13 protein-coding genes are annotated in these 13,036 nt (G+C 72.9%); 8 read left to right on the top strand and 5 right to left on the bottom strand.

The genetic code is table 11. The features are described 5' to 3' along the window. Window positions 1–17: 17 nt before the first annotated feature. From ACQUQ1_RS01945 to trpG, 6 genes are all read left to right on the top strand, one after another. Window positions 18–908: a ubiquinol-cytochrome c reductase iron-sulfur subunit gene (locus ACQUQ1_RS01945; protein ID WP_435062567.1), complete on the top strand. Its 891-nt coding sequence runs from the start codon at window positions 18–20 to the stop codon at window positions 906–908. A gap of 73 nt (window positions 909–981) precedes the next feature. Then, the gene (locus ACQUQ1_RS01940) at window positions 982–1,356 is read left to right on the top strand and encodes a hypothetical protein (RefSeq protein WP_435062566.1); all 375 of its coding nucleotides are present in this window, start codon (window positions 982–984) and stop codon (window positions 1,354–1,356) included. 206 nt (window positions 1,357–1,562) lie between these two features. After that, window positions 1,563–2,555, top strand: a complete 993-nt coding sequence (gene trpD, locus ACQUQ1_RS01935; protein ID WP_435062805.1) for an anthranilate phosphoribosyltransferase — start codon at window positions 1,563–1,565, stop codon at window positions 2,553–2,555. Then, window positions 2,555–3,214, top strand: a complete 660-nt coding sequence (locus ACQUQ1_RS01930) for a phosphoribosylanthranilate isomerase (RefSeq protein WP_435062565.1) — start codon at window positions 2,555–2,557, stop codon at window positions 3,212–3,214. Before trpD ends, ACQUQ1_RS01930 begins: the two co-directional genes overlap by 1 nt. Beyond that, entirely contained in the window at window positions 3,211–4,884 is a 1,674-nt protein-coding gene (trpE, locus tag ACQUQ1_RS01925) for an anthranilate synthase component I (RefSeq protein WP_435062564.1), read from the top strand. The genes ACQUQ1_RS01930 and trpE overlap by 4 nt, the downstream gene beginning before the upstream one ends. Further along, window positions 4,881–5,474, top strand: a complete 594-nt coding sequence (trpG, locus tag ACQUQ1_RS01920; protein WP_435062563.1) for an anthranilate synthase component II — start codon at window positions 4,881–4,883, stop codon at window positions 5,472–5,474. Before trpE ends, trpG begins: the two co-directional genes overlap by 4 nt. 175 nt (window positions 5,475–5,649) lie before the next feature. Here the strand turns inward: trpG and ACQUQ1_RS01915 are convergent, their stop codons facing one another. Further along, entirely contained in the window at window positions 5,650–6,201 is a 552-nt protein-coding gene (locus tag ACQUQ1_RS01915; RefSeq protein ID WP_435062562.1) for a peptidylprolyl isomerase, read from the bottom strand. A 90-nt stretch (window positions 6,202–6,291) separates the two neighbouring features. Here ACQUQ1_RS01915 and ACQUQ1_RS01910 point away from each other — a divergent pair, with 90 nt between their 5' ends. Continuing rightward, complete coding sequence (locus ACQUQ1_RS01910) at window positions 6,292–7,410, top strand: succinylglutamate desuccinylase/aspartoacylase family protein (protein WP_435062561.1); 1,119 nt, start codon at window positions 6,292–6,294, stop codon at window positions 7,408–7,410. A gap of 15 nt (window positions 7,411–7,425) precedes the next feature. Here ACQUQ1_RS01910 and ACQUQ1_RS01905 read toward each other — a convergent pair whose 3' ends face one another. The 4 genes from ACQUQ1_RS01905 to ACQUQ1_RS01890 all read right to left on the bottom strand — a co-directional run bounded on the left by ACQUQ1_RS01905 (window position 7,426) and on the right by ACQUQ1_RS01890 (window position 11,813). Further along, entirely contained in the window at window positions 7,426–7,950 is a 525-nt protein-coding gene (locus tag ACQUQ1_RS01905; RefSeq protein ID WP_435062560.1) for a hypothetical protein, read from the bottom strand. Between the two features lie 466 nt (window positions 7,951–8,416). Then, window positions 8,417–9,511 (bottom strand): anthranilate phosphoribosyltransferase, encoded by a 1,095-nt coding sequence (locus tag ACQUQ1_RS01900; RefSeq protein ID WP_435062559.1) that lies wholly within the window; start codon window positions 9,509–9,511, stop codon window positions 8,417–8,419. Between the two features lie 210 nt (window positions 9,512–9,721). Continuing rightward, on the bottom strand, window positions 9,722–10,843 hold the full coding sequence (locus tag ACQUQ1_RS01895) for a DUF4350 domain-containing protein (RefSeq protein WP_435062558.1): 1,122 nt from the start codon (window positions 10,841–10,843) through the stop codon (window positions 9,722–9,724). Then, a complete protein-coding gene (locus ACQUQ1_RS01890; RefSeq protein WP_435062557.1) occupies window positions 10,830–11,813 on the bottom strand; it encodes a S49 family peptidase in 984 nt (327 codons plus the stop codon). The genes ACQUQ1_RS01895 and ACQUQ1_RS01890 overlap by 14 nt, the downstream gene beginning before the upstream one ends. Window positions 11,814–11,899: 86 nt before the next feature. Between ACQUQ1_RS01890 and ahbB the strand changes: the two genes are divergently transcribed. Next, window positions 11,900–12,982: a siroheme decarboxylase subunit beta gene (gene ahbB / locus ACQUQ1_RS01885; protein ID WP_435062556.1), complete on the top strand. Its 1,083-nt coding sequence runs from the start codon at window positions 11,900–11,902 to the stop codon at window positions 12,980–12,982. Window positions 12,983–13,036 lie beyond the last annotated feature (54 nt).

Below are 13,036 nucleotides of genomic sequence, written 5' to 3'. Positions count from 1 at the left end.
CCCCCCGAACGTGGGCTATGAGCGCAGACGAGGACAAGTACCCCGGCGAATCCGGCCGCCGTCGGTTCGTCAAAGGGGTCGTTGGCGGTGCGGCCCTCGCGGGCGTGGGGGCCACGGGCTCGGCCGCCATCAACAGCGTCACCACCTCGCCCGGGAAGGGCGGCGGGGCGACGCAGGCGATGGCCATCGAGAACACCGACGGCCCGGCGCCGCGGGGGATGCCGCAGATCCCCATCGAGATCGACTCCGACGGGTACATCAAGGGCGTCTGGCCGGACGTCAAGACGGTGAGCCAGGGCGGGGTTCAGGTCAAGATCGCCGAGATGGAACTGGGCGGGCAGACCTACTCCTCGGAGTGGTTCCAGTACTGCGGCGTCGAGACGTACCAGGGTATCCAGCCGACGTTCGAGTCGCAGAACTACTTCCACGTCGGCTCCAGCCCCGCCTACCAGTGGCAAAGCGAGGAGATGAGCGCCGGCGACCGCTTCACCGTCGACATGTTCTCCGACTACGAGAGCTGGGGCAACGGCGTCGGCGTCCAGGGGCTGGGCAAGCCGGCGACCGGAAACTGGCGCTCGCAGGACACCGAGGACACGATCCCGGTCACCATCCTCCGCTCGCCGGTCATCGAGCAACTCGCCGAGGACGGCCAGGCCCGCGGCGCCGACGGCGAGACGTACGAGGTTCCCTCGAACGTACAGACGTGGCTACAGGCGTCCACCGCCCAGGGGTTCATCGCGTGGCTCAACAAGTGCACCCACTTCTGTTGCGTCCCGAAGTGGAAGTCCGAGGGCGGCGTGAAGTTCAACGCCGCCAACGAGGTGTACTGCCCGTGCCACCAGTCGGTGTACGAGCCGTTCAGCATCGTCCCGACGCTGTTCACCGCCCGTCCTCGCCCCGAGGAGTGATCTCCCCCGGGTCGGGGCACCCCCGCCCGCCCACATCCGACCGTTTTTGCACGTCCTCGCCGTGGTCCCGCCCGTGAGCGACGACACCCACCCGAGCGACGAGTCCGGCACGGACGGGGACTCCGGCGCGGCCGACGACCCGGCCTTCGAGGAGGAACTGGCGGCGGCGCGGGCGCTCCTCGCCGACGCCGACGACCTCACCGCCCTCCACGTCGGCGTGGTCCGCGGCGACCGCGTCGACTCGACGGCCGCCCGCCGGAGCGAGGGCGAACAGGCCGGCCTGGAGACCCTGACGCTGCTCGCCTCCCACCTCCGCACCGTCGCGGACGAGGCCGGCGTCGACTACGAGACGGTCGCGGCCGACGCCGCGCGGCTCGCGTCGCAGGTGGAGGAGCTCCCGACCGCCCCCGACGACGTCGGGGCCGACGACGACGCCGCCGGGGAGTAGCCGGGAGCGATCCCTCCCCCGTCCCGCGCACCCGGGCGCGTGTCCGAGCCCTCCAGCCCCGGATCCGACGCCATCCCCGTGCCGCGGATCCGACGCCGCGTGAGCGTGCGCGACGGGACCACGCCCCGGGGGCGCGACAGCCTTATCCCGATGCACACATTCGTACATCGTACGACCAACACCGACACAGGTGTTTCACAATGAGTATGCAGGACTACATCGAGCGGGTCGCCGAGGGGGATGACCTGAGCGTCGCTGAGGCGCGCGAGGCGTCGACGCTCGTGTTCGAGGGGGCGACCGAGGCACAGATCGGCGCGCTGCTGGCGGGGCTGCGCGCGAAGGGGGAGACCGAGGCCGAGATCGCCGGGTTCGCGCAGGGGATGCGCGAGGCCGCCCGGACGATCGAGCCCGACCGGGGGCCGCTGGTCGACACCTGCGGCACCGGCGGCGACGACCACGACACGATCAACGTCTCGACCACGTCGGCGATCGTCGCCGCCGGCGCGGGCGTCACCGTCGCGAAACACGGCAACTACTCCGTCTCCTCGTCGTCGGGGTCGGCGGACGTGCTGGAGGTCGCGGGCGTCGAGGTCGACGCCGAGCCGCCGGCCGTCGAGGAGGCGATCGAGCGCGACGGCATCGGCTTCATGCTCGCGACGGTGTTCCACCCCGCGATGAAGGCCGTCATCGGCCCGCGCAAGGAGCTGGGCATGCGGACGATCTTCAACGTCCTCGGGCCGCTGACGAACCCCGCGGGCGCCGACGCGCAGGTGCTGGGCGTCTACAGCGACGACCTCGTCCCCGTCATCGGCGAGTCGCTCACCCACATGGACGTCGAGCACGCGCTCGTCGTCCACGGCGACGGCATGGACGAGATCGCCCTCCACGGCCCGACGACCGTCGCCGAGGTCGACGGCGACGAGGTCAGCGAGTACACCCTCACCCCCGACGACCTGGGGCTGGATGCGGCGCCGGTCGAGGCCATCGCCGGCGGCAGCCCCGAGGAGAACGCGGCGGACCTCCGCGGGATCGTCGAGGGCGAGGTGACCGGCCCCAAGCGCGACGTGATCCTCGCGAACGCCGGCGCCGCGGTGTACGTGGCCGGCCTCGCCGACTCGATCGGAGAGGGCGTCGAGGCGGCCGCCGCCGCCATCGACGACGGCGACGCCGCCGAGACGTTCGCGGCGCTGCGGGACTGATGGTCCGCGTGAAGATCTGCGGCGTGACCAACGGCGCCGACCTCCGGGCGGTCGCCGACGCCGGCGCCGACGCCGTCGGCGTCATCTCGGCGGTGTCCGTCGACACCCCCCGCGAGGTGGACCTCGCGCAGGCGGCGGAGCTGACCTCGACGGCGCCGCCGCTGCTGACGACCGTGCTCGTGACGATGCCCGAGACGCCCGAGGACGCCGTCGACGCGGCGCGCACGGTGACGCCCGACGTGGTCCAACTCCACGGCGAGTTCTCGCCCGACGAGATCGGGTACATCCGCGCGGAGACGGAGACGAAGGTCGTTCCGGTCGTCGACTACGACGAGCCCGACCGCGCGCGCGAACTCGACGAGGCCGCCGACGCGCTGCTGGTCGACTCCACCGACCAGGACGGCGGCGGCGGCACCGGCGAGACCGGCGACTGGACGGCCGCTGCGGAGCTCCGCCGCGACCTCGTCTCGCCGGTGATCCTCGCGGGCGGGCTCACCCCCGAGAACGTCTCCGACGCCGCGGCCGCGGTCGAGCCGTTCGCAGTCGACGTGGCCAGCGGCGTCGAGCGCTCCCCCGGCGCGAAGGACCACGCCGCAGTCTCGCGGTTCGTCCGCAACGCCGGCCGGGCGCTCGGCGAGGCCGAGGAGGTGTACGAGTGAGCGAGCTGGCGCGCTCGCGCGCCGAGTTCGTCGACCTGGTCGGGGGCGCCGAGGGCCCGTGCGTCGTCCACGCCACCGCCGACCTCGACGTCGACGTGGAGCCGCTGACGGCGTACGCGGCGCTGTCGGACCGCTCGGAGCACTCGTTCCTGCTGGAGAGCGCCGAGAAGGTCGCCTCCAGCGACCCCGACGGCGCGTTCGCGCCGAGTTCCCGTGCCCGGGGCGGCGACGCCCGGAGCGACGGCGGCGCCGACGGGAGCGCCGAGCGCCACGCGCGCTTCTCGTTCGTCGGCTACGACCCCGAGGGGGTCGTCTCGGTCGGCCCCGACGGCACCGACCTGGAGCGCCTCGGACCCGCCGCCGACTACGTCGACGTGCGCGGCCCCGACGCGGGCGACACGGTCGACCGCGTGCGCGCCGCCCTCCCGGACGTGGAGCGGGTCGGCTTCCCCGACAACGACCGCCAGACGCTCGACGGCGGCCTCGTGGGCTTCCTCGCCTACGACGCCGTGTACGACCTCTGGCTGGAGGAGGTCGGCGTCGACCGGCCGGACCCGGTGGTGCCGGACGCGGAGTTCGTCCTGACGACGCGGACGCTCGCGTTCGACGACCGCGAGGGGAGCGTCTCGCTGGTGTGCACGCCGGTCGTCGGCCCGGACGACGACCCCGGCGCGGTGTACGACGACCTCGCCGCGGAGGCCGACGAGGTCGCGGCGACCCTCCGGGCGGCCGGCCCGCCGGCGACGGGGGGCGTCCGCGTCGACCGCGAGACCGCCGGCCCGCGCGAGGAGTACGAGGCGGCCGTCCGCGAGACGAAGCGGGCGGTCCTCGACGGCGAGATCTACCAGGGCGTGATCTCGCGCACCCGGACGCTGGCGGGCGCGGTCGACGACCTCGGGCTGTACGCGTCGCTGCGCGAGGTGAACCCCTCGCCGTACATGTACCTGCTGCGCCACGGCGACCGCTCGGTGATCGGCGCCTCCCCCGAGACGCTGGTCTCGGTGGACGGCGACCGCGTCGTCTCCAACCCCATCGCGGGCACGATCCGGCGGGGGACCTCCCCCGTCGAGGACCGCAAGCTGGCGGGCGAACTCCTCGCGGACGGGAAGGAGCGCGCCGAGCACACGATGCTCGTGGACCTCGCACGCAACGACGTGCGGCGGGTGAGCGAGGCCGGCAGCGTCCGCGTCGAGGAGTTCATGAACGTCCTGAAGTACAGCCACGTCCAGCACATCGAGTCGACGGTCACCGGCACGCTCGCGTCCGACGCCGACGCCTTCGACGCGACGCGGGCGACGTTCCCCGCGGGAACCCTGACGGGCGCGCCGAAGGTGCGCGCGATGGAGCTGATCGACGACCTCGAACTGGAGCCCCGCGGCGTGTACGGCGGCGGCGTCGGGTACTACTCCTGGACCGGCGACGCCGACTTCGCCATCGTGATCCGCACGGCGACGGTCGAGCACGGCGACACGGATTCGCTCACGGTTCGCGCGGGCGCCGGCGTCGTCGCCGACTCCGACCCCGCCGCGGAGTACGAGGAGACCGAACAGAAGATGGCCGGCGTGCTCGACGCCGTCGACCGGATCCGGGTCGACGAGGGCGATGGCGACGCCGACGAGGGCGAGCGGGCGACGGAGACCTCGGCGGACACGCCGGAGGTGGAGCGGTGAACGTCACGGTCGTCGACAACTACGACTCGTTCACGTACAACCTCGTCGAGTACGTCTCGGACCTGCGGATCGACGGCGAGGCGCCGGAGGTCACGGTGCTGAAGAACGCCGCGAGCCTCGCCGACGTGCGCGGGACCGACCCCGACGCGCTGCTCATCTCGCCCGGTCCGGGGCACCCGAAGAACGACCGCGACGTGGGCGTGACGATGCCCGTTCTCCGGGACCTCTCGCCCGAGGTCCCGACCCTCGGCGTCTGCCTGGGACTGGAGGCGGCCGTCCACGAGTACGGCGGGTCCGTCGGCCACGCGCCCGAGCCGATCCACGGCAAGGCGTACCCCGTCGACCACGACGGCGAGGGCGTGTTCGCGGGGCTCCCGCAGGGCTTCCGCGCCGGCCGGTACCACTCGCTGATCGCGACCGAGGTGCCCGACTGCTTCGCCGTGACGGCGACGACCGACCACGAGGGCGAGGAGCTGGTGATGGGCGTGCGCCATCGCGACCATCCCATCGAGGCGGTGCAGTTCCACCCCGAGTCGGTGCTCACCGCGGTCGGCCACGACGTGATCGAGAACTTCCTGCGGGACGTCTGAGCCCGGGGCCGGCCTCGCCCTCGCGGGCGCGACCGTCGGCGTCGGCGCGGTCGCCCCGACCACCCTCCCGGACCCCGTGACGGACCGGGCCTCCAAGTGGCTCCCCGAACCCACCGACCACCGGTGGCATCCACCGGTGAGCGAGGGCGACTCAGACCGACGACCGGAGGCGGTTCTACCGTTCGACCGTCACGCGCTCGATCTTCACGTCCTCGCGGGGCTGGTCGTTGCGGTCGGTCGGAACCGAGCCGATCTCCTCGACCACGTCCATCCCGTCGACGACCTCGCCGAAGACGGCGTGGCGGCCGTCGAGGTGGGGCTGGGGCGCCAGCGTGATGAAGAACTGCGAGCCGTTCGTGTCGGGGCCGGAGTTCGCCATCGAGAGGACCCCCGCGTCGTCGTGGTTCAGGTCGTCGTGGAACTCGTCGTCGAACTCGTAGCCGGGGCCGCCGCGGCCCGTGCCGGTGGGGTCGCCGCCCTGGATCATGAAGTCGGAGATGATCCGGTGGAAGACGACGCCCTCGTACAGCGAGTCGCCCCGGATCTCCCCGGTCTCGGGGTCCTCCCACGTCGTCGTGTCGGGGGCGGGCTCCGCGTCGGCGGCGGGGTCGTGCTCGGCGAGGTTGAGGAAGTTCTCGACCGTCCGCGGGGCGCGGTCCGCGTACAGTTCGATCTCGATGTCGCCGTGGGTCGTGTGCAGCGTGACGTGCGGCAGGTCGTCGCTCATACCGTCACCGAGTCCGCGCAGGGGGGAAAGTCGTTCGACTCGTCCCGCGGCGGGCCACAGCTACAAGCCGCCGGCGGGGGAAGGGTCGCCATGGCCGACCACGAAGCCGAGCGCGTGACGCTCGCGCGCCTCCCCTCCGGCGTCGCGATCGAGACGACGGTCCACACGTACGCGCCCGCGTCCGACGGCGGCGCCGGCGACGGCGACGCGGACGGCGGGGGCGGGGGGAGCGAGGACGGGGCCGGGGGCGGGGACGGAGCCGGCGACTCGCCGACAGTCTACGTCCAGGCGGCCCAGCACGGCCGCGAGATCAACGGCGCGGCGGTGTGTCGACAGCTCCACGACGACCTGGTCGCCGCCGACCTCGCGGGCACGGTCCACGTCGTCCCCGTCGCCGACCCGCTCACCTTCGACACGGTGTCGTACACCACCCCGGAGGCGTACGACGCCGTCAACCCGAACATGAACCGCTGCTGGCCGGGGAACGCGGAGGGGAGCCTCCACGAGCGCATGGCGGCGACGCTGTGGGAGTACGCCGGCGACGCCGACTACATCGTCGACCTCCACACCGGGAGCCGGGACATGCTCACCCACACGGTGTACCTCCGGGGCGACGAGGGGTGCCGCGCGCTCGCGGAGGCGTTCGGCACGGACCTCCTGCTCGCGGAGTCGGCCGGCGAGGACGCCGACGACGAGTGGGAGAACCGGAACTTCGGGGGGAAGCTCCGCGTCGCCGCCACCCGGGAGGGGATCCCCTCGATCACGCCCGAACTCGCGCACAACAAGGAGCTCGTCGACGGCGCCATCGAGACGGGCGTCGCGGGGACGAAGCGCGCGCTCCGGCACGCGGGCGTCCTGGCGGACGCTGAGGCGAGCAAAGCGAGCCGAGGCTCGTCGGACTCGTCCGGCGTAGGCGGCGACGTGCCCGAGTGGCGCGGTACCCGCGCGCGCAACCACCTCGGCCGGGTGACCGCCGACGCGTCCGGGCTGTTCCGCGCCGCCGCCGACCTCGCCGTCGGCGACGAGGTCGTCGAGGGGAGGTACGTCGGCGAGGTGTACGACCCGACGACCTACGAAGTGCTCCAGGAGGCGACCGCCGACCGCTCGGGCGTCGTCTACTCGGTCGCCCGCGAGGCGACGGTGACGGCGGGCCAGACGCTCGTGGGGGTCGCGATCAGGCTGGACGGGGAGGAGCAGGATGACGAGTGACGGCGCCCCGGGCGGTCAGCCGCCCGCGACGGCCGGCGCGCCCGCGCCGTCGTCGCGCGCGATCAGGACGAGCGTGAAGCCGCCGGCGACGACGCCCAGCAGCGCCATGTACGCGAGGAAGCCGAGGTACCACTCGACGCCGAGCAGGCCGGGCGCCCAGCCGATGAGCGCCGGCAGCGACGCGCCGGCCGCCTGCGTGACGAGCGCGACGACCAGCGCGGCCATCCACCCGCCGATGAGCAGGCGGCACACGTCCCGCCAGGGGGCCACGGAGACGCCCTTCGCGAGCAGGCCGCCGACGCCGACGGGGACGTACAGGAACGCGAACCCGAGCAGCAGCGGGAGCGTCGCGGCGTCCGCCGGCAGGCCGAACACGGCGCCGACGCCGGTGAAGACGGCGACGAGCGCGAGCATCGCCCCGAGCGCGCGCTCGTGGCCGATCAGCCGCCCGAGGACGTAGGTCGACAGCGCGAGCAGGACGACGACGGCGCTGGCCGCGAGGAAGAACAGCTGATACACGCTCGCCGGTCCCACGGGCACGCGTGGGGACGCGCACCCGGCGGGCATAAACGTCACCCGCCGCGTCTCAGGCGTGAGAACCGCGGACGCGGGGGTGTCGGCGGAGGTCGGGGGAGGGAGCGCGACCGCGCTATGTTTGTGGGCGGAGCGGCCTCCGTGCCGCTCCGCCGTGTGTCGCGGTCTCGCTCGCTCACTTCGCTCGCCGTTCGCATCGAGGGCTCGCTATCGCTCGCCCTCGCCTCGCTCGACCGCGCGATGTTCGTGGGCGGTTCGGCACCGGGACCTCACCGCCGTGTGTCGCGGTCTCGCTCGCTCACTTCGCTCGCTCGCTCGACCGCGCTTTCTGTGGGCGGCTCGCCCGCAAGCTCGCCGTTCACGAGACCGGAGGTCTCGTGAGCTCACAAATCGCGAAGCGATTCGTGAACGCCGTCCTCCGCGGTCTCGTTCGTGCGCTCGCGTCGCTCGCGGACTCACTCGACCGCGCTCCTCAGAACGCGCGGAGGTCCTCCAGCACCGCCGCCGCGGAACCGTCGTCGATGGCCGCGCGGGCCGCCTCCAGTCCCTCGTCGAGGCTGTCGGCGTCGTCTCGGGCGTAGATCCGGAACGCGGCGTTCAGCGCGACCGCGTCGCGCCAGTGGTCCTCGCGCTCGCCCGTCACGACCTCCTCGGTGATGCGGGCGGAGTCGGCCGCCACGTCGTCCACCTCGAGGTCCGCCTCCTCGAAGTCCATGCCGTACTCGGGCGTCTCGATCTCGTAGTCCGTGAAGGAGTCGCCCTCGCTGCCGCCGTCGCCGGCGGTCCATTCTGCCACCTTGGTGTACCCGGGACGGATGTCGTCGTACCCCTCCATCCCCTGGAACATGATGACGCGGTCGAGGTCGTGGAACTCGCTCTCGACGAACGTGTCGACCACCTTCTTCGCGAACGCGAGGTGGTAGAACGAGCCGAGATGTGTGGAGGCGCCCGCAGGGTTCGCGAGCGTCTCGACGGTGTTCACGAACGTGCGCACGCCCATCATGTCGCGGCGCTCGAACAGGTCGTCGACGGCGGGGTTGAACGCGGGCTGGTAGTAGAAGCCGAAGCCGGTCTCGTCGACCATCCCGGCGGAGTCGCGCGGCGTCAACTCGGTCGCGATCCCGAGTTCGTCGAGGACGTGCTTGTAGGCGTCCTGCTTCTGGGTGGGCACGCGGTCGCCCGAGTGGACGACCACCGGCGTGCCGGCGCCGGCGGCGACGATGCCCGCGGCGGCGCCGAGGATCGCGGTGTCGCCCTTGCCGTCGTAGTTGGCGCCGCAGTCGACGGGGTCGGCGTCGGGCTCGGCGTACTCGACGCGGGCGCACATCTCGTCGACGTACGCCGCCAGCTCCTCGGGGTTGTTGCGCTTCCAGCGGTTCGCCAGCCAGAAGGCGCCGAGGGTGGTGTCGTCGGGCTCGCCCGCGAAGATGCGGCGCATCGCCTCCGTCGCCTGCGCGCGGGTCATGTCGTCGGCCGACTTCGGACCGGAGCCGCACACCTCGGTCATGAGCCGCTTGAGCGGCCACTCGCCGAACTCCTCGGTCTCGTCCGCGGTCGCCTTCGCCATGTGATCGGGTTCGGACGCTCGCCGCAAAAACAGCGCGGTCGAGCGAGCGAGCGAACGGAGTGAGCGAGCGAGTGAGACCGCGGGAGCACGGCGGAGCGGTCTCCGTGCCGCTCCGCCCATAGAAGACAGCGCGGTCGAGCGAGCGAACGGAGTGAGCGTGCGAACGAGACCGCGGGAGTACGGCGGCGACCTCGGGGCCCGTCGTGAGCGCTACCCGCTTCCGCCGCCGGGCGTCCCGGTCGGCGTCGCCGTCCCGTTCGGCGTCCCCGTCGGCGTCGCGGTCGCAGTCTCGGTGCCGCCGCCGTCGCCGGTTCCGCCGTCGATGTCGCCGCCGGCGCGCTCGCCGCCGGTCAGGAACTCGACGAGGTAGGCGACGAAGTCCTCGTTGTCGGCGACGTTGTAGCGGTCGGCCCGCAGGAACGTCTTGTCGCCGACCGCGAGCACGCCCTCGGTCCGCACCGCGACGGGGTACCGGGCCGTCCGGTCCTGGCTCGACAGCCGGCCGCCGCGGTCGAGCCGGAGGACGACCTCGCCGTCGTCGAGCGGGCGGACCGTCGCCGCGGTGTACAGCGCCACCTCGTCGCCGACGCCCTCGGCGTCGCCGACGGGCGAGGCGAGCGGCCGCTTGTAGTTGCCGTCGTTGGCCGACTGGTGGTACACGTACCCCGTCGAGAACGACAGCCCGAACTCCGCGCCGAGGTTCGACAGCTCGCTCACCTGCTGGGTGGTCGAGACGCCGCCGAGCCCGGCGGTGACCCGGACGCGGTTGGGCTCGCCCAGCACGAGCAGGCGGCCTCCGTCCTCCGTGAACGAGCGCAGCGCGTCGGCGTCGGTCTCGTCGTACGGCGAGCCGGGGTCGATCACGACGAACGCGTCGGCGTCCGAGAGCGCCGGCCCGAGGGCGCCCCGGTCGTGGAACTCGACCTCGTAGCCCGCGCGCGTGAGCGTCCGGTACAGCGGCTCGATGTCCGCCCGGGAGAACCGGTTGGCGTGCGAGCGGTCGATCACGACCGTGCCGGAGCCGGAGACGTCGGCCTCGACGTCGCCCTCGGCGGGGATCTGTGTGACGCCGAGCTCCGAGACCGGGTACTCGCTGTTGTTCAACTGCGCCGGCTCGGGGCCCGAACTCGCGATCAGCCCCGGGATGCCCCCGAGGACGAACGCCACCGCGACCGCGACCGCGACGACGACGACCCCGCGTTTCGCCCACGCCTCGCGGCCGAGCGCGTCGTCGGAGCCGACGGAGCCGTCGGGGTCGGGACCGCCGGGTTCGTCCCGACCGTCCGGCCCGCGCGCGCCGCCGGTCCCGCCGGCGTCCTCACCCGGGCGCATCGCCCACCTCCGTCCCGTTCGCGGCCGTCGCGTTCGTCGGGGTCACCCGGCGGGCCTCCACCGCCCGGAGCTCGTCGGCGTCCACGTACAGGGGGGACACCATCAGGAACGTCGGGCCGCCGCCCCCGTCGCCGACGAGGTACTCCGCCGAGACGATGGTCCGGTTCGGCGCGTCGCTGGCGAGGTAGTTCGACCGCGAGAGGAAGCGGACGCTCGCGTTGTCGGGACGGAGCACCCGCACCTCGTAGTCGTCGAGGCCGGCGCGCCGGGCGGCCTCGCGGATCGCCGCCTCGCGGTCGCCGATCCGGTCGGCGAGCCCGACCTCGACGGCCTGGGCGCCCGAGTAGACGCGGGCCTGCTCCAGTTCCGCCCGCGACAGCTCGAGGGCCTCGCCGCGCTGCTCGGTGACGGCGCTCACGAACGCCCGCTGGAGCGACTCCATCACGTAGAGGAACTCCCGCCTGTCGCCGCCGGTGAGCTTGTTCGGGCCGGTCGTCCCGACGATGTCGTTCGGCTCGAGGTCCTGCGGGAGCGTCGCGATCACCCCCACGCTGCCGACGACGCTCGCGGGCTTCGCGTAGATGGCGTCCGCGGGCGCGATGGTGTAGTACGCCCCCGAGGCCGCCGAGGCGTCGACGCTCGCGACGACGGGCTTCCGTTCGGCCGTGCGCTTCGTCTGGAAGTACAGCGTCTCGCTCGCGGCCGCGCCGCCCCCGCCGCTATTGGCGACGATGACGACCGCGTCCACCGAGGGGTCCTGTCTCGCCTCCGTCAGCATCGCCGACACCGCGGCCGCCGACTCGCCGTCGATGGTGCCCTCCAGCGGGACGACCGCGACCGTGCCCTCGGTCGCCGTGGCGGCGTCGTACGCCACCGGCGCCGCCGCCGCCCCGAGCACCACCCCGAGCGCGACGAGTACCACGTACGACCGACCGAGCCGTCGAGCGATCCGTGTGATCCAGTCACTCACGTCTACCGTTACCACGTGTCATCCCGTCAAAAATCCCGGGGCCACGGAGCGAAACCGGTAGGTACGCCGGGCCGCTAGGGCCGCCAATGGGTAGCGCCGAGCGCGACGGGGCCGAGGGCGTCGACGGCGGCGACCGCGCGGACGACTGGCGTGCCGGGCTCGACGCCGTGGACGCGCGGCTGATCGACGACTACCAGAGCGGCTTCCCGGTCGCCGAGCGGCCGTTCCGCGCCGTCGCCGCCGACCTCGGGATCGACGAGGCGGAGGCGCTCGACCGGGTGCGACGCCTGCGCGAGCGCGGCGTCTTCCGCCGGTTCGGCGCGGTCCTCAACCCCCCGGTGATCGGCTCGTCGACGCTGGCGGCCGTCAGCGCCCCCGAGGACCGCTTCGAGGAGGTCGCCGAGGCGGTCAACGGCCACCGCCAGGTGAACCACAACTACCGCCGCGACCACGAGTGGAACATGTGGTTCGTCGTCACCGCCGCCACCCGGGAGACGCGCGACCGGATCCTCGCGGACATCGAGGCGGAGACCGGCTGTGCGGTGCTGAACCTCCCGATGCTGACGGACTACTACATCGACCTGGAGTTCCCGGTGTGGAACGACGACGCCTTCGCACGCGAGTCGCTCGACGCGACCGACGCCGCGGCGACCCGCATCTCCGAGGACGCCGCCGGCGACCTCTCGGACCTGGACCGCCGCCTCCTCGTCGAGATCCAGGACGGCTTCCCGCTCACGGCCACCCCGTACCGGGACGTCGCCGCGGCGGTCGGCGCCGACGTGGACGACGTCCTCGCCGCGATCGAGCGCCTGCTCGCCGACGGCTGTATCAAGCGCATCGGCTGCGTCGTCAACCACATCGTCACCGGCTTCCGGAACAACTGCATGGTCGTGTGGGACGTGCCCGACGACCGCCTGGACGAACTCGGCGAGCGCGTCGGGGAACTCCCGTACGTCACGCTGTGTTACCACCGGCCGCGCCGGCCCGAGCAGGACTGGCCGTACAACCTCTTCACGATGGTCCACGGCCGCGAGGCCGAGGCCGTCGACGCCAAGATCGACGAACTCGCCGCCGAGTACCTCCCGTTCGACCACGAGCGGCTGTACTCGACGGCGACGCTGAAGCAGACGGGCGCGCAGTACGAGGAACTGGTCGGGGACGGGGAGTAGGCGCGGGTACCGCTCGCCCTCGCCCCCGCTCACGGCTCACTCCCTTCGCCGTTC

This window comes from Halobaculum sp. EA56 (assembly GCF_051195075.1).
GTDB lineage: Archaea > Halobacteriota > Halobacteria > Halobacteriales > Haloferacaceae > Halobaculum.
The sequence above is the reverse complement of the archived record's forward strand: the minus strand, read 5'-3'. Positions and strand labels throughout refer to the sequence as shown.

Coding starts and splice junctions, on each gene's coding strand:
- ACQUQ1_RS01945 (WP_435062567.1), top strand. CDS start 18: ATGAGCGCAGACGAGGACAAGTACCCCGGCGAATCCGGCCGCCGTCGG.
- trpD (WP_435062805.1), top strand. CDS start 1,563: ATGCAGGACTACATCGAGCGGGTCGCCGAGGGGGATGACCTGAGCGTC.
- ACQUQ1_RS01930 (WP_435062565.1), top strand. CDS start 2,555: ATGGTCCGCGTGAAGATCTGCGGCGTGACCAACGGCGCCGACCTCCGG.
- ACQUQ1_RS01915 (WP_435062562.1), bottom strand. CDS start 6,201: ATGAGCGACGACCTGCCGCACGTCACGCTGCACACGACCCACGGCGAC.
- ACQUQ1_RS01910 (WP_435062561.1), top strand. CDS start 6,292: ATGGCCGACCACGAAGCCGAGCGCGTGACGCTCGCGCGCCTCCCCTCC.
- ACQUQ1_RS01900 (WP_435062559.1), bottom strand. CDS start 9,511: ATGGCGAAGGCGACCGCGGACGAGACCGAGGAGTTCGGCGAGTGGCCG.
- ACQUQ1_RS01895 (WP_435062558.1), bottom strand. CDS start 10,843: ATGCGCCCGGGTGAGGACGCCGGCGGGACCGGCGGCGCGCGCGGGCCG.
- ahbB (WP_435062556.1), top strand. CDS start 11,900: ATGGGTAGCGCCGAGCGCGACGGGGCCGAGGGCGTCGACGGCGGCGAC.